We start from the raw sequence: 23,057 nt of genomic DNA on the forward strand, positions 1-23,057 counted from the left end.
CCTTTTGAATAGCACAAAGTTAATAATAGAAACACTAACACAAAAGATATTTTAACAATTATTAATAATAGCATTACTATTATTTAAAAAAGTATTTATAGTTTTGCAATAGAAATCCAATTGTTATGCAACAGATAAGTCCATTGAAGCGAGTGCAGGCCTTGATACAGGATCACAAAAAGGAGATTACATCGATCTATTTGTTTTCTATTTTAGGTGGTATCGTGAATCTTTCTTTACCACTAGGGGTACAGACCATCATCGGATTAGTGATGGGAGCCACCATGGTGACGTCGATTTACGTACTCATCTTTCTCGTGGTATTAGGCGTATTTCTAATGGGCTTATTCCAAATCAACCAGATGAAAATCATCGAGTCTATTCAGCAGAAAATCTTCGCCCATTATGCCTACGATTTTGCCCAAAAGCTTCCAAGTCTGGATCTTAAGCAGATGGATAAATACCATATCCCAGAGAAAGTGAATCGTTTTTTTGACACATTGAATATCCAAAAAGGCTTCGCTAAATTACTCCTAGATATTCCAGTGGCGACAGTGCAAATTGTTTTTGGCATTATTTTACTTTCCTTATACCACCCCTTATTTATCATTTTAGGATTGATCTTATTGCTCCTTTTAGGTTTGATTTTATTTTACACGTCGAAGAAAGGAATTGAAACAAGTATCGAGGAGTCGACCTATAAATATGAGGTGGCTGGGTTTTTTGGAGAGATCGCACGGACCATTAAGACCTTCAAATTTAGCCAAGGTTCTGACCTGAATTTGATCCGAACAGATGAAAATGTGATGGGCTATTTAGCGGCAAGAACCACCCATTTTCACGTGCTATTATTTCAATACAAGTCACTCATCTTTTTCAAAATAGCCCTAACTACCTTGATGTTAACGCTAGGTTCGTATTTGTTAATTAACCAACAGTTAAATGTAGGAGAATTTGTGGCTGCAGAAATCGTGATCATGCTAGTGATAGGAGCTGTGGAAAAATTGATCACCAGCTTAGATAGCGCTTATGATGTCTTCACTGGATTAGAGAAATTAGCCAGTGTAACGGATAGTCCACTAGAAACGAGTGGAGAATTAACCGTCGATACACAAGAAGGTTTAGAAATCGAAATGAAGAATTTCAGCTTTGAATTCGAACCAGGGAAACCCGTCCTACATTCGGTTAATTTACACATTAATCCAGGGGAAAAAATTCAAATTGCCGGACCTGCCGGTGCAGGTAAATCGATTTTAATGCGGGTGCTCACCGGAAATTATATTGACTTTAAGGGCACCTTGTTAATTAATAAAGTACCCATCAAAAATTACAGCTTAGCTAGTTTACGCAAGCACACCGGTATTTTGCTTCAGAACCAAGAGATTTTTAAGGGGACTGTTTGGGAAAACATTAGTCTAGGAAATAAGGACATAAGCCCCTCTATGATTTTAGCCACAGCAAACGAATTAGGCTTCGCTGATTTCTTGAATCATTTCACAAAAGGTTTTGACACTGATATAGAACCACTAGGGAAAAAGACGCCGCAAAGTATTGTCAAGAAAATCTTGTTGTTGCGCGCCTTATGTGGAGACAAAAGGTTAGTACTTTTAGAGAATCCGTGGAGTGGATTAGAGTCGGAATTGGCTAAACGAATTCAAGCCTATTTAGTACAATTAAAGGCGACAGTTCTGGTTTCAACAAATGAAAATGGAACTTTTGGCAAAAAAATAGAGATCAACAATGGAAAAGTTTAAGTCATTTAATCAGATTTATCTACGGGATAAAGGGCCCGCAACGAAGCCTTGGTTAATCGGTTTAGGCCTTATTTTACTGGGGGTACTTTTCCTGCCATGGACCCAAAACATTCGTTCAAAAGGACAGATTACCAGTCTGTACCAAGAACAAAAACCACAAAAGATTTATAGCCCTATCGCAGGTAAAATCAGCCGCTGGTGGGTAAAAGAAGGGGACTTCGTGGAGCAGGGAGATACGTTAGCAAAAATCTCTGAGATTAAAGCCGAATACCTCGATCCTAAATTGATTTCGAGAACGCAAGAGCAACTGGATGCAAAAAAAGGGACAGTCTCTTATTACGAACAAAAGGTAAAGTCAACGGAGGATCAAATCGCTAATTTGCGTTCCTCCAAAGCTTTAAAGCAGGATCAATTAACGAATAAGATCACGGCTTTGCAGCAGAAGTTGACGGGAGAAAAAGCGGAGTTTGAGGCTGCGTCGAATGAGTATAACTTAGTGAAAGACCAGTTCGAACGTAACCAAAAAATGTACAAAGAGGGATTGATTTCTCAGACACAATTCCAGCAGCGAAATGCGTCCATGCAGAATTCCTTAGCGAAAAAAACAACCGCTGAAAATAAGATAAACCAAACGCTACAAGAGATTCAAAATACAAGAATTGAATTACGCGGAGTGGACCAAGAATACAGCGAGAAAATGAACAAGGCGGAGGGAGAAAAATTCCAAAGCTTAGGCATGATCGAGACGGGTAAAGGGGACGTCGCTAAACTAGAGAACCAAGTCGCTAGTTATACCATTCGAGACGGGATGTATTACATTTTAGCGCCACAAAGTGGGCAGGTGATCAATGCAAAAAAGGCAGGTATCGGGGAAATTTTGAAGGATGGCGAAGAGTTATTGACGATCGTTCCACAAAATACCCATTACGCGGTGGAGATGTATGTTCGACCGGTGGATTTGCCTTTAGTGTCTCCTGGTCAGGATGTGCGATTTATTTTTGATGGTTTCCCTGCGATCATTTTTGCGGGAGGATGGCCAGACCAAAGTTTTGGAACTTTCCCTGGAAAGATTCGGGCTATCGAAAATAACATCGATGAAAAAGGGATGTTCCGGGTGATCGTGGTGGAAAATCCGAAAGATAAAAAGTGGCCTAAACAAATTAAGATGGGTGCTGGAGCACAAGGTATTACCTTGTTAAATGACGTACCACTTTGGTACGAATTATGGCGAAATATCAATGGCTTCCCAGCCGATTTTTATACGGTAACAAAGGATGAAAAATAGTCTACTCGTTTTCTGGTTTCTCAGCTTTACCAGCTTTGCCCAAACGCCTGTTTTATACCCCGAGGCGTTTCTGAAAATCGTGCAAACCTACCACCCGCTAGCGAAGCAGGCGAGTATCGGTGTACAAAAATCAGAGGCTCAAATTCTGCAAGCCAGAGGGGGTTTCGATCCCATCTTAAGTCACTACAGCACGCAAAAAACGTTCGACGGAAAAAACTATTACGAATACCACGCACCAGAATTAAGCATTCCCACCTGGTACGGGATCGAACTAAGTTCCGGTATAGAAAACTTGGGTGGTTCTCGTCTAAACCCCAGCCAAACGTTGGGTGAAACCAGCTACCTGGGCATCAGCGTTCCACTCGCGAAAAACCTGTTCATGGATCAGCGAAGAGCGAGTTTACAACAGGCGAAGCTGATGAATCAGATGGCGTTGCAACAGCAAAGAAGCATCTTGAATGACCTATTTTCCGATGCGATGGCGTCGTATTGGAACTGGGTAAAAAGTGTGCGCGTTTTAAAGATTGTAGATCAAAACCTACAGATCGCAGAGGCGCGCGTTTCATTCGTTAAGCGCAGTGTGGAATTAGGTGAAAGACCCGCTATAGATACGCTCGAGGCAACGACACAGTTGCAATATTTCGACAATCTCTACCAGGCAAAATGGGTCGAAAGAGAGAACGCTCGCTTATCGCTTTCGGTTTATTTGTGGCAGGAAAATAACAGCCCCCAGGAATTGCCTGCGGAAGTGCAGCCGGCGGAAGTCACAAATGAATTTGCTTGGATCGCAGACTTTGATTTGAATCTCTCCTCCTTGCTCGAAAAGGCCTATGCAAACCATCCAGATTTAAGCGCCTATCAGTTTAAAATACAGGGATTGCAAGTGGAGAAGAAATTGAAGTTCCAAAGCCTCTTACCAAAACTCGACGTAAGCTATAATGCCTTGTCTAAAGGCCTTAGCCTTAGCCTAGAGGCTCGTCCTTTATTCGAGAATAATTACCAGTATGGGATTAAATTTGAAATGCCCTTACGCCTATCGAAGGGGAGAGCGGATTATGCCTTAGCGAAATTAAAAATAGAAGAAGAGTCACTGAATCTCGCACAGAAAAAGCAACAGATTCAAGTAAAAGTGAACGCCTATGTTAATCAGGTGGAGAGCTTAAAAAAGCAGATTCAGACACAGGAAAAAGCGTTAAAAAACTACCAAGCCCTTGTAAAAGCAGAGGAGTCCCGTTTCGCGCAAGGGGAATCTTCTTTGTTCTTAATTAACAGTAGGGAAACAAAAGCGATGGAAGCGGCAGAGAAATTAACGGAGCTAAAAGCCTACTTGTTTAAAACGATCTATGCGTTGCAGGCGAGTGCGGGGGTATTAATTTAGGATAATTAGGCGTACCTTTGCGTCTTCAAAATACCCCCTCTCTAATGCCTACTTCTGCTAACCGCACGAAAATCATCTTAATACTCGGAATCTTGTCAGCCATTGGACCCCTGTCCATCGACATGTATTTGCCGGCCTTTAAAAACATCGCCTCAGCCCTGCATTGTTCTCAAGAAGAAATGGGCTACACGCTATCCAGTTTCTTTTTTGGTATCTGTATGGGTCAGCTCATTAGCGGCCCCTTATTAGACCATTTTGGTCGTAAAAACGTCCTCTATATTGGATTATCTGTCTATGTACTGAGTTCGATCGCTTGCGCCTTTGCGACATCTGTGGAAATGTTAGTCGTATTTCGTTTGTTCCAAGCGCTGGGTGGAAGTGTGGGAATGGTAGCTCCCAATGCCGTTATTCGGGAAACGTTTGAAGAAAAAGATCGGCCTAAGGTCATGTCATTGATGATCTTGATTTTAGGGGTTTCCCCCATTTTAGCGCCTTCTTTAGGTAGTTTATTGTTAACGATTGCGAACTGGGAAGCGATCTTTTTGGTTTTGGCCTTCATCCTTTTAGTAATCATTTTCTTGATCAAATCCTGGTTACCGGAAAAGACCAATCGCGAGCACGGTGGACCATTCCGCATCTCCACTATACTGAAAGCTTACAAGGCTTTATTTAAGGAGAAAGAATACTTGGTTTTCGCTTTTACAGGTGCCATTGGTGCAGGTAGTATTTTTACCTACGTAGGAGGAGCGCCTTTGACATTTTTAACCTATTATGGCGTGGATGAGTCTAAATTTGGCTTCATTTTTGCGATTGTTGCCTCCGGAATTATCTCCGCGAGTCAGTTGAATCGCGTCGTTTTGAAAAAGTATTCGAGCTTACAAATTTTAAAAGTGACGCTCCCTACGCAATTGGTTTTAGGGATATTATTATCGGTATTAGCGAAACTAAATCTACTTTCAATGGAATTAAATATTGGCCTTTTGTTCCTGATTATGGGTTGCCAAGGGTTCAATTTTCCTAACGTAGCGACCCTTGCGCTAAAGCCTTTCCATCGGGGTGCCGGAACAGCTTCAGCGATGCTAGGCTCTATTCAAATGGCTTGGGGCGCAGTTTGTGCTACTTTAGTGGGTTTGCTTTTTGATGGCACACCATTCACGATGGCGATTATCATCGTGGGCTGTGCGGTGATAGCAAACAGCATTTTATTCGGAATCGGGCGTAGATTTATCTAGTTATTCGAGAATAAATTATCCAATAAAGATTCCTTGAATATGTTCGCAAAAGAATAAGCGAACGTGACAAATACCGCGCGTGTATCTACTTTCATCTTTCTGTTCAATGCAAAATTAGCCGACCAAAGGTCCCATCCGCTGCTTTGCATATTAAAGACGTCGCTAATTACAATTCCTAAGCCACCCTTGCCTTTTAGAATCTTAGTCTGGAAGCCTAAATCCACATTATAAACGGCCATTCTCGTCCCTTGAGCCATTGCCGTGGGCGCGTTATAAGCACCAATGATTTGCAATTTAGATTGCTTCGAAAGCGTAAAGTTGTGAATCATTTTACCATACCAACTCACCACTTCATTTGCCACATCCGTGCTCACGACATTGCCATCAATCTTTTGGTCAAAAAGCGAGAGGCTCGTATTCACACTCCAAAATTTGGTCGGAAACCAGTCCAAAATTTCTTCTACACCGTAAGTCGTCGCATTGCCAAAGTTTTGCGGAGTCGTTATGGCTACTCCATTCGGCTTCAAATCAATATAGGTGCGAATGATATTATTCGATAAACGATAAAAGGCGCTGCTAGATAAACTCCAGCCCTCTCCCTCTTTGTTGTATCCTACCTCGAACGCATTCACTAATTCCGGTTTCAAATATGGATTTCCGCCGTGTTGGTTCAAGGAATCGGTGATGTCAATCATGGGATTTAACTCCCCTAAACCGGGGCGGTTAATGCGGCGGCTATAACTGAATTTCAAGAAATCGACTTTATTCACAAAATACGCAAAATTCGCTGTGGGGAATAGGTTGAAATAGACGCGTTGAAACGAAATAGACGAATTCGAAATCGAGGTACCTTCGTTCATCACTTTCTCCGCGCGCAAACCTATATCGTATTTAAATGAAGCTGACGGCTCCGATTTGATCTGCACATAGGCCGCATAAATTTGCTCTTTGAAGTCAAAAATATTACTCACAGCAGGATTTTTTACATAGCTAGAACCGATAAACGTTTGGTTTTGGAAGTCGATATTGTTCGCTCTGTAAATTCCTTTATACCCTGTTTCAAGAGTGGTAGAAGAAGAAATTGGTTTAGCATAATCCACTTTAACATTAGTCATTTGCGGCTTTGCATAGCTGTAGGTGCGCTGTAAAAATGTGGAGCCGTAGCTCGTTCCACTTTCCGTCAATGACTTTGTATTGATGTCCGTATCTTGATTATCACGACCAATAGAGGTACTCGCGTTAATGATTAATTTCTCCTTTTTATCGGCAAACAAATGCTTGTAAGTCCCCGCAAATTCCACGGCCAATCCTTTCTCTAATTCGATGGATTCCCGGATATTCCGCGAGTTAAATGCGCCTAATTGGGTGGAGAATTGGGATCCCAAAACTTCATCGTTATCCTGTCCTTCGATATTCGATAAAATCTCAAAATTGAATTGGTCGTGCGACGATGCCGCATAGTCTACATTGAACTTTATATTCTGCGTACTTTCCGTGCGGTTATCATTCCGGTTTTGAAGCAATAAATAATTCAAAGACTGATCAAAACTCGTCCGCGTCGTGTTCGCCTTACGAGTCCTTTCAGAAAAACGCATGTCATAGGATAGTCCTACATTCCACTTTCCGACTGATCGATTGAGGCTAAATGCAGCACTCCCGCGGCCTTTCGCGCCAAAACCGCCACCCACAGAAGCCGACACATTCGTACCACTCTTCGCCGCCTTTTTCAAGGTAATGTTAATAATTCCGCCCTCTGAATCCGCATCGTATTGTGCCGATGGATTATTGATAATCTCCACACTTTCCACGCTACTTGCCGGAATCAAATCCGTAGAGGAAATCCCAGAGGTTCTGCCATTAATCAAAATAAGCGGCCCTTTTCCGCGCACCGTAATCGAACCTTCTGCATCTACCACTACGGTCGGAATACTCTTTAATAAATCCGTCGCAGAACCACCCGCTTGGGTCAAATTATCTTTCGCCTTGACGATGAATCCTTGGGTTGTTTTTTGGACTAATTCTTTCTGTGAAAGTACTTCGACAGCAGCTAACATCTTGCTATCTGTTTGCAGCGAAATATCGTCCAAATGCAAAGCCTGTGATTCCAACAATGACACTGGAATTTTGGTCGACACAAAGCCCATCATCTGGGTTTTCAAGACATATTTCCCTGCTGCTAAACCGGATAATTTAAATACCCCAGCACTATCGGTGGTCGCGTATTTCAGAATCTTAACAGAATCCGATGCGCTGTACAAGAGCACATTCACGAATTCAACCGGCGCCTTTTTATCGACGATGCGCAATTGAATGGAGCTTTGCGAGAAAGCGTGAAATCCGAAAAGCAGTAAAAAAAGTAGTGATTTCTTCATAAGGTTAAAGTTCAATCAAAATCGCCATTAGCCCATCTTCCATGAGACCAATGGCGATTCTTGTGCGACATTAAAGCGGGATATACGTGATTTCAAACACCACCGCATCTTGCGATTTGCTGCCCATTGTGGGTATTTGATAGCCGGCAGAAAGCACCACATTTTTAGAAATAAAATAGGCCCCGCCTAAAACGACTTCGCCCAATGAGTGCCTTCCACTAATAAAATCAGCTTGAAATAAGAGTTTTTCTTTCCAAAGATTCCGCTCTATTCCCGCTTGAAAACCAAATTTATCCAGCGTTCCTGAGGCATTGAACCCCCGACTTTCTGGGCCGAAATAGGCATCAGAGGAATAATAAATCCCGCCTACTAATTTAGTATGCTCTAGTTTATACACCCCGTTCGAATAGGCATATGCACCCCCATCAGCCAATGAGCTTAGCCCTATTTGGCCGCCAAGTGCGGTAGAAAATACAGGCGAAACATCCCATTTCTTTTGCCCGTTCAGTACAATAAACGTTCCCGGGTTATCGGCTAATGAGGCTGCGTAATCAACTGTCACACCGATCACATTCAACCCAATTTCATAGTTCTTTCCCAAGCCATAACAGAAAGTCGTGGACGACTGAAATCCGGCGTTAATGAAATTCAATTGTTGCTGGAAAAACACATGTTTTGCCTTCGTAATATCCGAACTCGGCACATTAAAGAAGTTCTGTTGACTGAAACCTGCAAAGGAAATCAGTAAAAAAATAAGGACCTTCTTCATTAAATAAACAATTGAAATTGCAGCGTCACCGAATTCAAGCGTTGGCCTTTCACTAGCTCGCCTTGGTTTACTTGGAAGCTCGGGCGGTTTTGAAGGTCTAGACTTAACTTCGATTTATTGCCTTGAATATAGTAATTGATCCCCGCGTTAAAGGTGTTATTCGAGAAGCCATTCAGTCTATCGTAGTATGCCAAAGTCGCAGACGCATAGGGCATCCAGCGATTCGACATACTCGCATTTTTCGATGGCAATAAATACCCAATTTGCGTATAGACCACCGAACCCGTTCCAAACATCGGGTAACTATTGCCATACACCGGACCATGTCCGCTGATCGAGTTAGCCGCCGTCGCAGTGGTTCCATTCGCCGGATTCATCACTCCATTATAGCGCAAATAATTCGTGCCGTAATTCGTATTGAAATAACCGATGTAGGCATTCAGCGCGCTGTGTTTTTCCTTGTTTAACGGAATGTCCACAAAGCTTTCAATCGCCCAATGGGCCATATTTTGATAAGTTGTATCTGGCGAGGCGGCGGCTTTATTCCACATGGCATCCTTTTGGTAAATGAATCCTCCAGCGATATTGACAATCTTTTTAGTTCCTAAATACGACCCTGTCATGTAAGGAGTCGTGTGAGCTTCTTGGTCAAAAAACTGATAGATCAAGTACGCTTGGTGTTGTAAGTTGTGACCCTTCAACGCAAAGTTCGAAACCGGTGCGAGCGCCGGTGGCGTTTGGCCGTTCGACGTGATAGGGAAAGGATCACTAAGAATGTAACGGTAGTCCCAGTGCCCGATTTGGCCCCTAGCATAGACACTTAATTTGCGCGAAAACTGATCGATTTGATCCACGGTGGTTTGTGCAAATACGGGCACATCCATCGTCGTTATCGTCCCGATGCTGGGTTGTGAAAAACGAGATAAGCCTGAAATAATGCTCAAGCCTCCACCCACTTTCAATTGATTTTTATCGGAAAGCCGGTATTCACCTAGGGCATCGTGGAAGAAAGGCGCGATTTTGCGGTTCGAAGTGGAGTTGTATTGGGCGTTGAAATTATTTTGGCCAAACTGAAAATAAATAAACGTTCGGTCCGTAATCTGACCAAACAACTGCATCCGCGTTCTACGTAAACCGATATCTGTCGACTGCGATTCCAGATTTCCTTCCACGGTTGTCCCCGGATTATTTTCTGTAGAACGCAACCAAGCCTGGTTCAATAAAGTGGCCTGAAAATAATGGGTCCCACTTTCGTTCAATTTAAATCTTAACGCTTCATTATCTGCTTGCGCCATCGCAGGCAAAATAGGGCTGATCGCAAGGATCAACAAAAGGAATTTTTTCATAAGATAGACTGGTATAAATTAGACGAATTGAATAAAGGAAAAGGTCTATTTGTACTACAGTCTTAAATTATGGAAACGTAAATATGGGGGGATTTTTGTCCGTACTTGCTGCGCTTGTAAAATAAGTGCAAAAAACGGGATAAAGAGGACGAGTTTTGATTTCCAATCGAAAGATTTGGACAAGAAAAACACCGTTAAAGCATCTTCTACTTCGTCTTCTAATTCAATTGCAATGATTGCATCAGAATCATCAGACGTTGCATGCACAAAAGATTTAGTAGAAGCCTTAAAGTCTGGATTTAAAGATACGCGTTCGCCTAGCAGTACAAAACTGCAAATCACGATAAGCTGTAAAATCCACGCTTTTTTCATAGGGTAAAGGTAGTTTATTCTGCCTTTAAAAGTTCAAAATAGCTCACAACAAATTTATTTCCTTTCACACTACCTTGCACCTTAGCCTTGCGCACCGCCATACAAAACCCTTTCTCATCGTGCGCATCTCCGTGATCATCGATAGAAGTTCCCTGCACAGCGTAGGCCTTCCCTTCGAATTTTACAGCGAGAAAACATTCCTTACCAGGCATCTCAAAATTGCAAGAGCCACACGAGGTTTCTAGGACCAAAACAGGTTTAGACGCGTCTAGTTTACCAGCAGGTTTGGTTTGTGCGGCTGCTACGAAGGAAGACAAAAAAAAGAGTAAAAGGAGCTTTTTCATCCTGTAAAGAAAAACCTTTTCTCGCACAATATCCATCATTCATCTCTACAATCGACCGTCAGGCAGAAAAAATGGCCTATTCATAGAATTGAATGTACCTTTGTGGTACAATTTAATTGAAATCAATCCACCTAATGAAAAAAATACTTGCTACTGCGCTCATCGCGCTATTATCCATTTCCACCTTTGCCCAAGTTCCAGGAGGTCCTCCTGCAGGAGCTGGTGCCCGCGGCCCGGGGGCTAATTTAAACCAAGGTCACGTCTTCGGAAAAGTCGTAGACGAAATGGGGAAACCGGTAGAATTCGCCTCTGTTGTTTTACTGAAGACGACTGTTGATCCGGCGACAAAACAAAGCAAAGACATCTTAGTGAAAGCTCAAACAGCCGAACTAAACGGTGACTTTAACTTCAAAGAAATTCCCGTAAACGCACGTTTAAAAATCAAAATCTCCTTTGTAGGTTACAAAAACTACGAAGCAGCGGTTGCTTTTGAAATGCCTAAAATGGAACCAGGAGTTCAGCCCGATATGGCGAAAATGATGGCAGCCTTTGAGAAAGATTTAGGGAATATTAAACTAGCACAGGATTCGAAAGAATTAGAGAATGTCGTGGTGACGGGGACGAAGTCTTTGGTCGAAATGGACATCGATAAAAAATCCTTTAATGTGGCACAAAACTTAGTGACAACGGGTGGAACGGCGATTGATGTCATGCGTAATATCCCTTCCGTGCAAGTCGACATCGACGGTAATGTGAAAGTGCGTAATGCGAATCCGACCTTGTTTATTGATGGTCGTCCTACCAGCCTTTCGATGGATCAAATTCCAGCCGACATTATTGAAAAAGTAGAGGTAATCACGAATCCATCCGCGAAATACGATGCATCCGGAAGTATGGCGGGTATCATTAACATCGTGTTAAAGAAAAACAAAAAGAATGGCTATAATGGAATGGTGAACGTGGGGGCGGATCGTTTTGGCGGTTCGAATATCATGGGGAATTTCACCTACCAACAGAACAAATGGAACTTGACAGCCACTCTGATGAACATGCGTGTACGCAATAATTCCATTGGAAATAGTGAGCGTACGAGTGATTTAGGTGGCATTTTGTCTTCTGTCAGTCAAGAATCAGATAATAAGACACAAGGGGTGATGTTTTTCCCGCGTGTTTCAGCAGATTATGCAGCGAGCAATCGGACGACCTTGTCTTTAGGTGCTTTCTTTGGTGGGGGCGGTCAATTTAAGCCTACGGAGGACACCTATATTTCAAGTACCGTGAATGGTCTGACTACCTTAAGTCACCGCGTTTCTGAGAGCTCCCGCGAATTTAAGCCGTCTGGATTCCAAGCCGGATTCAAACATACTTACCCGAAAGCAGGGAGAGAGTTAACGGGAGATTTGAACTACTTTGGCGGAACAAACAAAGGAGAAGGTACTTTCACTACGGATTACCTAAACAACAATACCATCACTGGGACACAAATTCAGAAAAACATCGGCTCTGGAAAAAATGCCTTCATGACCGTTCAGTTAGATTACGTGACACCCATTAAAAACGAGGGCACCATCGAAACGGGTGTAAGAGCGCAAATCAATGAGTTAGCGAATGAGAATACGAACACATTGAAACCGGTGGGCTCAGACGTTTATAGAACGATCACCTCTGCCTCGACGAACTACGAGAGTACGAATAAGGTGTATGCGGCCTATTTTTCTATCTCAGGCAAGGCGAGCAAAACGCTCTCTTACAAAATCGGATTACGTGGCGAAAGCTCAGAATACGAAGGAAAATTGTTGAATACAAACCAGGCATTTAACAATAAATACCCGCTTAGCTTGTTCCCATCTATCTTCTTGAAAAAAGATTTATCAAAGACGGATCAAATGCAATTAAGCGTCACGCGCCGCGTAAATCGTCCTAATTTCTTCCAAATTATTCCATTCGTAGACTACAGCGATAGCTTGAACATCCAGCGCGGAAACGCGGATTTAGTACCGGAATTCACCACATCTGGGGAGCTTTCCTATAGCAAGTCTCAAGGGTCTGCGACTTTCTTAGTGTCTGGGTATTACAAATACACAGACAATTTAATCACGCGTTATTTGAAACAAGAGACGAATCCGATCAGTGGTAAACTGGATTTGATTAACACGTTTGTGAACGCGAATTCGAGCATTAACTATGGTTTAGAATTCACGTATACGAACAAGTTGCAGACGTGGTGGGATTTAACGGCGAACGTGAATATGTATAATTCGAAAATCAATATCTCGAATATCGATGCGACGCAGGTAAATGAGGCCTTATGGACGGTATTTGGGAAGTTAAATAACACGTTTATTTTGCCCAAAAAATGGAGCATCCAGCTGTCTGGTGATTACCAAGGCAAGACGAATGTGCCAGTCACACAGAACCAAGGAATGCAAGGCCCTCCAGGCATGCAGACGCAAAGTTCATCGCAGGGATATATTGAGCCCTTCTTTGGCATCGATTTAGCGATCAAAAAGACGTTCTTGAAAAATGATATGGCTTCTTTGACCTTAGCGTTTAATGACCTAACCCGTTCCCGTGGAAACACCCGTGTTTCATTCGGGGAGGGATTCTCACAGACATCTTACCGCCTATCCAATCCGCAAATGATTCGTCTGACGTTCTCGCTTCGTTTCGGTAAATTCGACATGAGCCAAATGAAAAAGAACAATTCTGGTGGCGGAATGGATGCTATGCAGATGCAATAAAAATAACAATAAAAAGGCCCGAAAATATCGGGCCTTTTTTATTAACTAAACTGGAAAATCAGCGGAAATAAGAAGCTGACTATCGCCGCCCAAATGGCATAAATGGGCAAGTAGGCGGTGAGACCGAGCTCGACTTCTTCGATCGTTTTTTGGCCCTTCAAAAACTCCCAAAGCTTCTTCGTAGCCAGCATCAAATGCAGCATCACAATGGCATTACTTCCCAGCACCGCTAGGCGATTAGGCGTTATCCCAAACTCAAAAAGTCGATAACCGATGGCCGACAAAGCAATCCCATTATCGATGATCGCTAACACCGCTAAGGCGAACAAGAAATACTGATGCACGCGAGAAGCATTCGCCTTCGTAGCTTCGCCTAAAGAGAACAAAATCAAAGCCATCACCCCTATCAATATCCCATTAAATACAACCAAAAATTCTCTATCGTTATACGGATCTTTCCCGGTATAAATAATCGCCCCTAAAAACAAGGCTAGGGTAATCGTCACTAGAGGCGTAAAAATACGCGCGATCACAGGGGAGATTTTGCTCACGAGACTCCCATTTTGACGGACTAAAAAAGTGGCGAAAAGCGGTACTGAAGGCATAATAGAGAGTGCTACATACTGGAAATAGAAATCCTCTATGGTAATTCCTATTAGTTGGAACAGATTCAGTGTCAAGCCTGTAAACAAGCCCCCTGCTAATCCGATTACTGCCGTCATCACCACTAAATCGCCATGGTAACGCAAAAATTCCATCCGCTTTGCTGGGTCGTTTCCGGCAAAAAGATAGCCTACCGCAAGCCAAATCAAAAGCGGAATATGCAGACAAGTCAAAATTAAAGTAGTACTTCCTTCTGGTAAAACATTAATAAAAACGATAGATACTAACAGCGCTAAAAGTGGCGCTGTTACTTGTCTTACTGTTAAACCTTGCTTGTACGCAAAATAAGCTCCGATACCTGGCATCACAATAAATGACATGTTTCGGGGGAAATAAAGATCGTGTGATATCGAAAACAGATCTGGCATCTGCATTAAAAAAGCAACGATAGACGCGAGAGAGGCGAGTAAAATCCAATCTCCCTTCGACCCCCAAGAGGTAGACGATTTAGCTAATCGCTCGTGCCAAACCTGCGCCGCCAATGAAGTAGAAATTTCCGGGTAAACGACTTGAAAGGCACGGGAAAAAGCTGTCGGATTAGACCGGTATAATTGCTCTAAAGCAGCCGGATTTGCAATCTGTTGTATGATTTGATTTTCCATATCAAGGATGTATTTGTTGAATTAATTTTTCAAGCGATGCTAAATGCTCAACAAAAGCTTGACGACCTAGGGCTGTGATCGCATAGGTGGTGTTAGGTTTCTTACCGATAAATTGTTTCCGAACTTCCACATAGCCCATTTTTTCTAGAGCCGCCATATGACTGGCCAAGTTACCATCGCTGAGTTGAAGATTTTCTTTTATTTGGCCAAAATCCACCTGTTCCTGAACGACGAGCAACGACATCATGCCCAGCCGCACGCGACTCTCAAAGACCTTATTGAAATCAGCTAAATAACTAGACACGTTCGTATTTTAGATAAAGGTACAGGCCAAAAACCACATGCAACAGACCAAATCCAACGACCCAGATCACGAGGCCATACGCTACCCAAAAGGCAGCTAAGAGACCTAGCATCATTTCACATAGCCCTAAAATGCGGACAGCATCTAGCGTATAATGACTCCCATTAAATAGGGCTAATCCGTAAAAAAGTAAGGTTATTGCGGGCACTAATCCCCACAAGCCAAGATGGCCCATCAGAAAAGAAAAAATACCCCCAACTACGAGGGGAATGGACACATGATAGGCAAGTCTTTTCGCGGCTGAATCCCAGGCTGATTGCCCTTTCGAACGGGCATTTCTCGCTGCCAGCGTTATCCCAAAACCAACAGAAACCACCAATAATAACAGGAAACAAGTAAAAACGGGTGTAGCAAACGCACCGCGGGCCATTTGGTCAAAGGCCTCCGCATCTACAAAAAGGATGTCAGTGAATAGACTCACCACCGCCACACAGAGTAGAGCGAGCAAACCTGCCACAGCAGCAGAGAGTCCGCTAATGGAACGAAAGCGCGAGGCTCGGTCCATTAAATTCCGCATTTCTTGAATCGCGGCTAATTGTTCTTCGTGTTTTTCCATAATAAAAAGTACTTTGCGATACAAAGTTAAAATGGAAATCCATAAAAACAAGCGATTACCCTAAATGGCCTTGCACAATTTCCGCAATTTCAGCCTTTAAGCGATTCAATATATTCCATTTCGCATAGGGCCGGTAATACGCCAAACTCACTTCGCGTGTTAAAGAACCCTCTTTTAATTCAATCAAATGGGATTTTCTAACTTCACTCATTTGGCCTACATACAAGGCAGGTAACACCGTTAAGCCGCTGAATTCATCCACGAGATTTAACAAGGTATCAAATGTGTTCGATTCCACCGATAAATTAGACGGCAAGGACTTATTCTTCTTCAAATCACACAGCTGAATAATTTGATCGCGCAGGCAGTGACCCTCTTGTAAGAGAAACATGCGTTGCCTCGCTAATTCCGCTTTATCAATGGAATGTTTCCCTGCAGGCAAATGACCATAAACACACAAATCTTCCACATACAAAAGCTCCGTTTCCACCTCAGTAGAGGCGATGGGCGTACTTAAAATACCTACATCTAATTTACCATCTCGTAAATCCTTGATCAGTTGATTCGTCGTCACCTCGTACACTTCTAACTGCAGCATAGGGTATTTTTCCACCAAATACTTCAAGATAAGGGGCAACATGGAACTCGCAATCGTGGGAATCACCCCCATTTTTACCCGGCCTTCCACCTTTTGATTGATCGCCTTAGAGGAAGATAAGAGCGCGTTCGCGTGGGCGACTACCTGTCTAGCTTGTACTAAAATCTCCCGGCCATTTTCCGTGGTCGCGATGGGATTTGCCTTGCGGTCGAAAATGACGATATCCAGCTGCTCCTCTAGCTTTTTCACCATCGCACTCAAAGTCGCCTGCGTAACATGACAATAATCAGCTGCTTTCGAGAAGCTTTTAAATTGATCAACGGCCAGTATGTATTCTAATTGCTGTATATTCATGACTATAGATTTTATCTATGCCAAATATAGAAAATTTCAGTTTTCTCTATTCATTTTTTGCCCGTAATTTCACTCCACTAAAAATCAAGAATCATGAAAAAACTACTTATCCTTTGCGGTTTGGTTGCAAGTTCAGCCACTTTCGCGCAAGAGTATGCTAATCCACACGGTGGAGCAGCCGCTAATCCACACGGTAGCGGTGCGAATCCACATGCAGCAGCCGGTGTTAATCCACATGCTGGAATCAATCCTCACACGGGAATGAAAGCGTCTGGAACAACAAACAAAGACTGGTGGCCTAACCAATTGAATGTGGGCATGCTTCGCCAAAATTCCGAGAAGTCAAACCCAATGGGCCCAGACTTCAATTACATCAAAGCATTTAAGAGCCTAGACTACTTTGCCTTGAAAAAAGACATCGCGGCTGTCTTGACTAAATCACAAGATTGGTGGCCGGCCGATTTCGGTAATTATGGTCCACTATTTATCCGTATGGCTTGGCATAGTGCTGGTACCTACCGAACAGGCGATGGCCGTGGCGGTTCTCGCGCGGGTCAACAACGTTTCTCGCCATTGAACTCTTGGCCAGATAATACGAACCTAGATAAGGCACGTCGTTTGTTATGGCCGATCAAGCAAAAATATGGCGATAAAATCTCTTGGGCAGACTTAATGGTCTTGACAGGAAACGTATCGCTAGAGCAAATGGGCTTTAAAACGTTTGGTTTTGCCGGTGGGCGTACAGACGTTTGGGAGCCAGAAGCGAACGTATATTGGGGATCTGAGAAGAAATGGTTAGATGATAAAAACCGCTATTCAGAAGGTCGCAAGTTAGAGAATCCATTAGCGGCGGTTCAAATGGGCTTAATTTATGTAAACCCAGAAGGTCCTAATGGCGTGCCAGATCCGGCAGCCTCTGCGAAAGATATTCGCGAGACTTTCGGTCGTATGGGGATGAATGATGAGGAGACCGTTGCGTTGATCGCGGGTGGTCACACATTCGGTAAAACACACGGTGCAGGTCCGGCTACAAACGTTGGAGAAAATCCTGAAGCAGCTGGCATCGAGGAGCAAGGCTTAGGCTGGAAGAGCACCTATAAATCTGGTAAAGGAAAAGATGCGATCACGTCTGGTTTAGAGGTGACGTGGACTTCGACGCCTACACAATGGGGTATTGGGTACTTGCATTTATTGTTTAACAATGAGTGGTCATTAGAGAAAAGCCCGGCAGGTGCGAACCAATGGATTGCGAAAAATAGCGCAAACATTATCCCGGATGCATTTGACAAAAATACCTTCCACAAGCCTACGATGTTAACGACGGATATCGCCTTGCGCGTAGATCCGGCCTACGAGAAAATCTCTCGTAATTTCTTAGAGAATCCAGAAGTATATGCGAAGGCTTTTGCCAAAGCTTGGTTCAAATTAACGCACCGCGACATGGGACCTAGTTCGACGTATTTAGGACCAGAAATTCCGAAGGAGGAATTGATTTGGCAAGATCCAATCCCTGCATTGAATCATGAAGTGATTAACGCCGCAGATATTGCAGCCTTGAAAGTGAAGCTGTTGAACTCGGGTTTATCGATCAGCGAATTAGTTTCGACGGCCTGGGCTTCGGCTTCTACCTACCGTCACTCAGATCGCCGTGGTGGGGCTAATGGAGCGCGTATTCGCTTATTACCACAACGCAACTGGGAGGTAAATAATCCAAAGCAATTAGAGAAAGTCTTAGCTGTGTTAGAGAAAATTCAACAAGAATTCAACGCGAAAGCAGGTAAGAAAAAAGTATCGATCGCGGACTTAATCGTCTTAGGAGGTTCTGCTGCGGTAGAAAAAGCAGCTGCAAATGCGGGTGTGAAGACCACTGTGCCATTTATCCCAGGTCGTATGGATGCCACACAAGCACAAACGGACATCGCTTCCATCGGATTATTAGAGCCAATGGCAGATGGTTTCCGCAACTACTTGAAAACGCAATACACGTTATCGACGGAAGAATTATTCGTGGACAAGGCCCAATTATTGACTTTGACAGCCCCAGAAATGACGGTGTTAACAGGTGGTATGCGCGCGTTGAACGCGAATTACAATGGTTCGAAGCACGGTATCTTCACTACGAAGAAAGATGCGCTAACGAATGATTTCTTCGTGAACTTATTAGAGATGGGAACGACGTGGAAGCCAGCGAACGCAACGAAAGAAGAGTTCGTAGGAACAGACGAGAAGACAGGTGCGGTGAAAGCGACGGCGACTCGTGCGGACTTGATTTTTGGATCGAATTCAGAGCTTCGTGCCTTAGCTGAGGTATATGCAACCAAGGATGTGCAAAACAAATTTGTAAACGACTTCGTGAAAGCATGGACAAAGGTGATGAACCTTGATCGTTTTGACGTGACGTTTAAATAAGTTGAGTTTAAGGAATGAAAAAAGCCGGCCCTCATCAGAGCCGGCTTTTTTGTTTACTTCAATTTCATATTCACTGGATCCCACTGAATGATTTTCTTTTGGAAATAACTTTCGTTACAAGCTAAAGCTGGCGCTGCCGCTCTAAATCCAAAGGCCGCATCTTCCACTACCGACGTCCCGTTGCGAATCGCATCAAAGAAGTGGGTGAAGTGATCCACGTGCTCATCATATCCTGCAGGTGCTCTGAAAATCACGTCCTCTTTCGTAGGGCGTTTGCGTTGTGCGTCTGTCCATTTCGCGTTGTAATCACGGGTCATTTCTTCCTGCATACTTTTAGGAAGCGTAAATACGGAATCGTACCCGCCAAAACCCGGAGCTTCTGGCATAATGCTATGCTTCACAGAAATCGTGTTTCCTTTCACATCCATCACTCCCTCTGAACCGATCAAACGAATCACCTCTTGTCCGCCCGTGCCACTGACAAAGTTGACTTGCAAGGTTAATTGGAAGGCTGGATGCTCCGCCGTGTTGCCATATTGCATCACACCCGACATCACATCTGGTAAGTTACGACCGTCATTCCAATGGCTAAATTGCCCGGTAGAGAAGATCGTTTCTGGGCCATTCGAGTTCGTCATAAAGTGGGTTCCTGACAATAAGTGGATGAATAAATCACCCGCCACGCCGGTTCCTACTTCTTTAAAGGCACGCCACCAGAAGAATTTCTTCGCGTCGAATTCCATCTTTGCCGTTGCCTCGATGAAGCGATTCCAATCGCAAGTCGAAGCGTCTGCGTCCTTCGGAATGGTATATTGCCAAGCGCCGATGGAGCTTTGGCGATCGTAGACCGCGTTCACCATATTTAATTTTCCGATCTCGCCAGCCGCTAACATCTCTTTCGCTTTTGCTAAGCCGATGCTGCTCACGCGCTGAGACCCTACTTGTAGGACTTTGCCGTATTTCTTTTGGGCGGCAATCACTTTAGGGCCCTCGTCTATTTTATACACCATCGGTTTTTCGATGTAGACGTGTTTGCCTTTGGCCAAAGCATCGATCGTAATCCGCGCGTGCCACACATCGTGTGTCGCGATGATCACCGCGTCGATGTCCGAACGGTCTAATAATTCTTTGTAATTACGGGTTGTGTATAAATCCTTCCCGTATAATTCCTTCGCGTTTTCGATGCGACCCGTGTATAGATCACAGATTCCGGCTAATTCCACCCCTGGCACTTTCAGCGCTGAGGCTAAGTCAAAGTGACCCTGAACCCCAAAACCAATCACTCCCAAGCGAATCTTTTCGCCCACCGAGATGCGTTTTTCATAGGTCAGAATACGTTCTTCCGCTTTTTGTTGTGCGCCTAGAGAAGCAAAAGGAGAAGAGGCTGCCACAAGGCTCGTGGCGCCGATTTGTTGTAAAAACTTCCGTCTGGAAGCTTGGCTATCTTTGTTCATAGTAACTAGGTTTTTGCTAAATATACGAATTTATAAATCTTCTAACGCATAGCGCACATAGGCAAATTTCTTGCCATCTGGGCTCCAAGAAGGCACATTGATGGTCCCTTGTCCGCCATAAAATGCGTCTGTTAAATCTTTCACCGCTTTCGTTTTTAAATCCAACAAGCGTAGTTTTACCTGATGTCCAAAGGGGTGGGCCTGCTTTTGGTCCTCCATATAGGTAATAATCGTCGCTACTTTATTGTTAGGCGAGATGTGCGCAAACCAGTTCGAGTGCGCATCAAACGTCATCTGTTCCGGCTCTGATCCGTCCGCTTTCATTCGCCAAATCTGCATCATCCCAGACCGATACGAATTGATATAAATGTGCTTGCCATCCGGTGAATATTCCGGTCCATCATCTAAGCCTTCTGTAGAGGTCAACCGAATCTCTTCGCCGCCATCCGAAGACATCGCATAAACGTCATAATTGCCATTTCTCGCCGCACAATAGACCATTATCTTGCCATCTGGAGAAATGCCATGCCAGTAAGAGGGGGTTAATGGAGTAAGCTGAACCGGATTTCCACCTTCGGAAGAAACTTTGTAGATGAAGGAGGTATGCTCTTTGATCTCGGCTTTAGCACTCGAAATATACAGGGATTTCCCATCGAACGAATAACCATGATCGTTATTCGCTTTGTCCACCGATCCGGTGTTTAACTCGCCTAATTTTATGCCTTTCGGGCTGATTTTCTCTAGCTTTCCGTACGCATTAATCAACAAATACTGGCCATCGCGCGACCAATTAGGGGCTTCGAAATGCCGCTTTTCGGTGAGGATTAATTCCGATTTGCCAGAGGCCAAATCATACACATAGAGAGAAGAAATCACTTTCTTTCCGGCAGGGATCTGCGCAGAAAGAGACAGGCTGAATCCCAGCAAGAGGATCGCGATTTTTTTCATGTTTCATAGGTTTAGCCTACAAGATAGAAAAAAGATTAGCTTTTGATGTCCTGACCGAAATGAATGATGTTTCCGCTGTTATCTAAGATGCTGAATTGGCGCATGCCCCAAGCCATCGTTTGAAGCTTTCCATTCGGATGCACAATTCCGAGCACCTCGCATTCTTTGTATAAAACTTCAATCTCATCTACATACACGTAACATCCCGTGTTTTTCGGGATGCTCTCGTCATCGCAACACCACAAATGAATGTTGATTTCGTCGCGCGAAAACATCAAGTAGCCATCCCATTTGGCATTACTTGTAAAGCCCAAACTCTCATAGAAAGCGACCGTTGCTTCGCGATCTAAATAGGCTAGAATGGGGGTCGCTTTTAATAGGGGCATAGGGTATATTTTTGACTAATTTACGGTAGATTTGTTCCTCATCAAAAATCAACATGGAAATCATCCTCTTAGGTTTTGGCTGGATAGTGTATTTTTTTATCCATAGTTTCCTGGCTTCTAACGAGGTAAAATCAAGCGTTGAAAAACGCATTCCTGGCCTATTCGCCTATTACAGAATTAGCTATAATTTAATCGCCATCGCGGGTTTAATCCCCCTTTTATACGGGAGCATCTTCCTCCCAGATCCTCTATTATTTGCGTCTGCTTGGCTAGTTCCGCTGGGAATTTTTCTACTAATCACAGGGCTCGTGCTCTTGTATCTAGCGTTTAAAGCTTTTGACGGGGCTGAATTTTTAGGCCTTAAGAAAGAGACGAAACCGGAATTAGTGTTTACTGGGATGTATCAATACGTGAGACATCCGCTGTATTTTGCCACTATAGTCTTAATCCTGGGCCTATTTCTACTCGTTCCCACCCAAAAAATGTTACTCGTCCTACTGATTTCTTACAGCTATATCCTAATAGGATACCGCTTAGAGGAGAGAAAGCTGGTGGAAGTTTTTGGCGATAAATACCTGGACTACCAAAAAAGGGTAAAAGCGATTATCCCCCTTCTGTATTAAAGTAGCAACAACACAATCGTTAAAATTGCCCCAGCCAGTGTAAATAACATCGCTTTTTTAAAGATGCTCGTCTTAGGCAAGAACATCCAGAAGGATGAAATCACGAAGAAAAGCAGGGATAGTCCGAAGAAGATGTTTAGGTAGAACAAAGGATCATTCGTGGTGGCTTTATGCAATTTCGTCATCTTATTCACGATGGCCGGTTGCTCAGAAACCGTATAATCAGCCACGCCCGATTTCAGGTTATACGTACCTTGTTTAAAGGAAACCACGTCGCCTATCGTCGTGTCCGGCTTAAAGCCGCGTAAGTGTAATTCTTTGCCTAATTCCTCGTTTTTTAGCCCGGGTTTCAAGGTTTGAACTTTGTGCACCTCACTCTTTAAAAAGCTGGTTTCTCTAAAGATCAAGATGATTCCGCTGATGGAATAAACCGCCATAATGCCGGCTAAGAAGAAGCCTAAATAACGGTGGTAGGTGCGCATTTTAGTGGATAATTGACTCATATTA

Annotated in this window: 20 protein-coding genes; 7 read left to right on the forward strand and 13 right to left on the reverse strand. The window is 43.6% G+C overall.

Annotated elements, in window-relative coordinates; genetic code table 11:
- The first annotated feature begins 125 nt into the window (after positions 1-125).
- The 4 genes from G9X63_RS04625 to G9X63_RS04640 are packed head-to-tail and all read left to right on the forward strand — an operon-like array spanning position 126 to position 5,649.
- Positions 126-1,754: a peptidase domain-containing ABC transporter gene (locus G9X63_RS04625; RefSeq protein WP_252624618.1), complete on the forward strand. Its 1,629-nt coding sequence runs from the start codon at positions 126-128 to the stop codon at positions 1,752-1,754.
- Positions 1,741-3,039, forward strand: coding sequence for an HlyD family secretion protein (locus tag G9X63_RS04630; protein WP_252624620.1), 1,299 nt, complete (start codon positions 1,741-1,743; stop codon positions 3,037-3,039). The genes G9X63_RS04625 and G9X63_RS04630 overlap by 14 nt, the downstream gene beginning before the upstream one ends.
- Positions 3,029-4,417 (forward strand): TolC family protein, encoded by a 1,389-nt coding sequence (locus G9X63_RS04635; protein ID WP_252624622.1) that lies wholly within the window; start codon positions 3,029-3,031, stop codon positions 4,415-4,417. The genes G9X63_RS04630 and G9X63_RS04635 overlap by 11 nt, the downstream gene beginning before the upstream one ends.
- 44 nt (positions 4,418-4,461) lie before the next feature.
- Complete coding sequence (locus tag G9X63_RS04640) at positions 4,462-5,649, forward strand: multidrug effflux MFS transporter (RefSeq protein ID WP_252624630.1); 1,188 nt, start codon at positions 4,462-4,464, stop codon at positions 5,647-5,649.
- Here G9X63_RS04640 and G9X63_RS04645 read toward each other — a convergent pair.
- The 5 genes from G9X63_RS04645 to G9X63_RS04665 form a co-directional block, all read right to left on the reverse strand.
- On the reverse strand, positions 5,646-8,021 hold the full coding sequence (locus G9X63_RS04645; protein ID WP_252624632.1) for a TonB-dependent receptor domain-containing protein: 2,376 nt from the start codon (positions 8,019-8,021) through the stop codon (positions 5,646-5,648). The two genes, G9X63_RS04640 and G9X63_RS04645, sit on opposite strands and share 4 nt — an antisense overlap.
- A 70-nt stretch (positions 8,022-8,091) precedes the next feature.
- Positions 8,092-8,790, reverse strand: a complete 699-nt coding sequence (locus G9X63_RS04650) for a hypothetical protein (RefSeq protein ID WP_252624633.1) — start codon at positions 8,788-8,790, stop codon at positions 8,092-8,094.
- Positions 8,790-10,136, reverse strand: a complete 1,347-nt coding sequence (locus tag G9X63_RS04655) for a hypothetical protein (RefSeq protein ID WP_130922336.1) — start codon at positions 10,134-10,136, stop codon at positions 8,790-8,792. Before G9X63_RS04655 ends, G9X63_RS04650 begins: the two co-directional genes overlap by 1 nt.
- A gap of 54 nt (positions 10,137-10,190) precedes the next feature.
- The gene (locus tag G9X63_RS04660) at positions 10,191-10,508 is read right to left on the reverse strand and encodes a hypothetical protein (RefSeq protein ID WP_130922337.1); all 318 of its coding nucleotides are present in this window, start codon (positions 10,506-10,508) and stop codon (positions 10,191-10,193) included.
- 14 nt (positions 10,509-10,522) lie between these two features.
- Complete coding sequence (locus tag G9X63_RS04665) at positions 10,523-10,852, reverse strand: DUF6370 family protein (RefSeq protein ID WP_252624635.1); 330 nt, start codon at positions 10,850-10,852, stop codon at positions 10,523-10,525.
- A 134-nt stretch (positions 10,853-10,986) separates the two neighbouring features.
- On the opposite strand from G9X63_RS04665, the gene G9X63_RS04670 reads away from it, so the two are divergent.
- Positions 10,987-13,593 carry a TonB-dependent receptor gene (locus tag G9X63_RS04670; RefSeq protein ID WP_252624637.1) on the forward strand — a complete coding sequence of 869 codons (2,607 nt, stop codon included), beginning with the start codon at positions 10,987-10,989 and terminating at the stop codon, positions 13,591-13,593.
- 41 nt (positions 13,594-13,634) lie between these two features.
- Here the strand turns inward: G9X63_RS04670 and G9X63_RS04675 are convergent, their stop codons facing one another.
- From G9X63_RS04675 to G9X63_RS04690, 4 genes are read right to left on the reverse strand one after another with little or no spacing between them, the layout of a single operon-like run.
- Complete coding sequence (locus G9X63_RS04675; RefSeq protein ID WP_252624639.1) at positions 13,635-14,858, reverse strand: hypothetical protein; 1,224 nt, start codon at positions 14,856-14,858, stop codon at positions 13,635-13,637.
- 1 nt (position 14,859) lies between these two features.
- Positions 14,860-15,162: a winged helix-turn-helix domain-containing protein gene (locus tag G9X63_RS04680; protein WP_130922341.1), complete on the reverse strand. Its 303-nt coding sequence runs from the start codon at positions 15,160-15,162 to the stop codon at positions 14,860-14,862.
- Positions 15,155-15,778 carry a hypothetical protein gene (locus G9X63_RS04685; protein WP_252624640.1) on the reverse strand — a complete coding sequence of 208 codons (624 nt, stop codon included), beginning with the start codon at positions 15,776-15,778 and terminating at the stop codon, positions 15,155-15,157. Before G9X63_RS04685 ends, G9X63_RS04680 begins: the two co-directional genes overlap by 8 nt.
- 55 nt (positions 15,779-15,833) lie before the next feature.
- On the reverse strand, positions 15,834-16,730 hold the full coding sequence (locus G9X63_RS04690; protein WP_252624641.1) for a hydrogen peroxide-inducible genes activator: 897 nt from the start codon (positions 16,728-16,730) through the stop codon (positions 15,834-15,836).
- 261 nt (positions 16,731-16,991) lie between these two features.
- Between G9X63_RS04690 and katG the strand changes: the two genes are divergently transcribed.
- Positions 16,992-19,139, forward strand: a complete 2,148-nt coding sequence (gene katG, locus G9X63_RS04695) for a catalase/peroxidase HPI (protein WP_252624860.1) — start codon at positions 16,992-16,994, stop codon at positions 19,137-19,139.
- A gap of 53 nt (positions 19,140-19,192) precedes the next feature.
- On the opposite strand, the gene G9X63_RS04700 is transcribed toward katG, so the two are convergent.
- Genes G9X63_RS04700 through G9X63_RS04710 form a run of 3 tightly spaced genes read right to left on the reverse strand, consistent with a single transcriptional unit; the run spans position 19,193 to position 21,927 of the window.
- A complete protein-coding gene (locus G9X63_RS04700) occupies positions 19,193-20,593 on the reverse strand; it encodes a Gfo/Idh/MocA family protein (protein WP_252624642.1) in 1,401 nt (466 codons plus the stop codon).
- Between the two features lie 30 nt (positions 20,594-20,623).
- Positions 20,624-21,541, reverse strand: coding sequence for a TolB family protein (locus G9X63_RS04705; protein ID WP_252624643.1), 918 nt, complete (start codon positions 21,539-21,541; stop codon positions 20,624-20,626).
- A 35-nt stretch (positions 21,542-21,576) separates the two neighbouring features.
- Positions 21,577-21,927 carry a VOC family protein gene (locus tag G9X63_RS04710; RefSeq protein WP_252624644.1) on the reverse strand — a complete coding sequence of 117 codons (351 nt, stop codon included), beginning with the start codon at positions 21,925-21,927 and terminating at the stop codon, positions 21,577-21,579.
- A 53-nt stretch (positions 21,928-21,980) separates the two neighbouring features.
- Here G9X63_RS04710 and G9X63_RS04715 point away from each other — a divergent pair, with 53 nt between their 5' ends.
- Positions 21,981-22,550 carry a methyltransferase family protein gene (locus G9X63_RS04715; RefSeq protein ID WP_252624645.1) on the forward strand — a complete coding sequence of 190 codons (570 nt, stop codon included), beginning with the start codon at positions 21,981-21,983 and terminating at the stop codon, positions 22,548-22,550.
- On the opposite strand, the gene G9X63_RS04720 is transcribed toward G9X63_RS04715, so the two are convergent.
- Positions 22,547-23,053 carry a PepSY domain-containing protein gene (locus tag G9X63_RS04720; RefSeq protein WP_252624647.1) on the reverse strand — a complete coding sequence of 169 codons (507 nt, stop codon included), beginning with the start codon at positions 23,051-23,053 and terminating at the stop codon, positions 22,547-22,549. The two genes, G9X63_RS04715 and G9X63_RS04720, sit on opposite strands and share 4 nt — an antisense overlap.
- Between the last annotated feature and the right edge of the window lie 4 nt (positions 23,054-23,057).

Source organism: Aquirufa antheringensis (assembly GCF_023921165.1).
GTDB lineage: Bacteria > Bacteroidota > Bacteroidia > Cytophagales > Spirosomataceae > Aquirufa > Aquirufa antheringensis.

Excerpts from the sequence above, each read along its gene's own strand:
- G9X63_RS04625 (WP_252624618.1), top strand. The coding sequence starts at position 126 with ATGCAACAGATAAGTCCATTGAAGCGAGTGCAGGCCTTGATACAGGAT.
- G9X63_RS04630 (WP_252624620.1), top strand. The coding sequence starts at position 1,741 with ATGGAAAAGTTTAAGTCATTTAATCAGATTTATCTACGGGATAAAGGG.
- G9X63_RS04635 (WP_252624622.1), top strand. The coding sequence starts at position 3,029 with ATGAAAAATAGTCTACTCGTTTTCTGGTTTCTCAGCTTTACCAGCTTT.
- G9X63_RS04640 (WP_252624630.1), top strand. The coding sequence starts at position 4,462 with ATGCCTACTTCTGCTAACCGCACGAAAATCATCTTAATACTCGGAATC.
- G9X63_RS04645 (WP_252624632.1), bottom strand. The coding sequence starts at position 8,021 with ATGAAGAAATCACTACTTTTTTTACTGCTTTTCGGATTTCACGCTTTC.
- G9X63_RS04650 (WP_252624633.1), bottom strand. The coding sequence starts at position 8,790 with ATGAAGAAGGTCCTTATTTTTTTACTGATTTCCTTTGCAGGTTTCAGT.
- G9X63_RS04655 (WP_130922336.1), bottom strand. The coding sequence starts at position 10,136 with ATGAAAAAATTCCTTTTGTTGATCCTTGCGATCAGCCCTATTTTGCCT.
- G9X63_RS04660 (WP_130922337.1), bottom strand. The coding sequence starts at position 10,508 with ATGAAAAAAGCGTGGATTTTACAGCTTATCGTGATTTGCAGTTTTGTA.
- G9X63_RS04665 (WP_252624635.1), bottom strand. The coding sequence starts at position 10,852 with ATGAAAAAGCTCCTTTTACTCTTTTTTTTGTCTTCCTTCGTAGCAGCC.
- G9X63_RS04670 (WP_252624637.1), top strand. The coding sequence starts at position 10,987 with ATGAAAAAAATACTTGCTACTGCGCTCATCGCGCTATTATCCATTTCC.
- G9X63_RS04675 (WP_252624639.1), bottom strand. The coding sequence starts at position 14,858 with ATGGAAAATCAAATCATACAACAGATTGCAAATCCGGCTGCTTTAGAG.
- G9X63_RS04685 (WP_252624640.1), bottom strand. The coding sequence starts at position 15,778 with ATGGAAAAACACGAAGAACAATTAGCCGCGATTCAAGAAATGCGGAAT.
- G9X63_RS04690 (WP_252624641.1), bottom strand. The coding sequence starts at position 16,730 with ATGAATATACAGCAATTAGAATACATACTGGCCGTTGATCAATTTAAA.
- katG (WP_252624860.1), top strand. The coding sequence starts at position 16,992 with ATGAAAGCGTCTGGAACAACAAACAAAGACTGGTGGCCTAACCAATTG.
- G9X63_RS04700 (WP_252624642.1), bottom strand. The coding sequence starts at position 20,593 with ATGAACAAAGATAGCCAAGCTTCCAGACGGAAGTTTTTACAACAAATC.
- G9X63_RS04705 (WP_252624643.1), bottom strand. The coding sequence starts at position 21,541 with ATGAAAAAAATCGCGATCCTCTTGCTGGGATTCAGCCTGTCTCTTTCT.
- G9X63_RS04710 (WP_252624644.1), bottom strand. The coding sequence starts at position 21,927 with ATGCCCCTATTAAAAGCGACCCCCATTCTAGCCTATTTAGATCGCGAA.
- G9X63_RS04715 (WP_252624645.1), top strand. The coding sequence starts at position 21,981 with ATGGAAATCATCCTCTTAGGTTTTGGCTGGATAGTGTATTTTTTTATC.
- G9X63_RS04720 (WP_252624647.1), bottom strand. The coding sequence starts at position 23,053 with ATGAGTCAATTATCCACTAAAATGCGCACCTACCACCGTTATTTAGGC.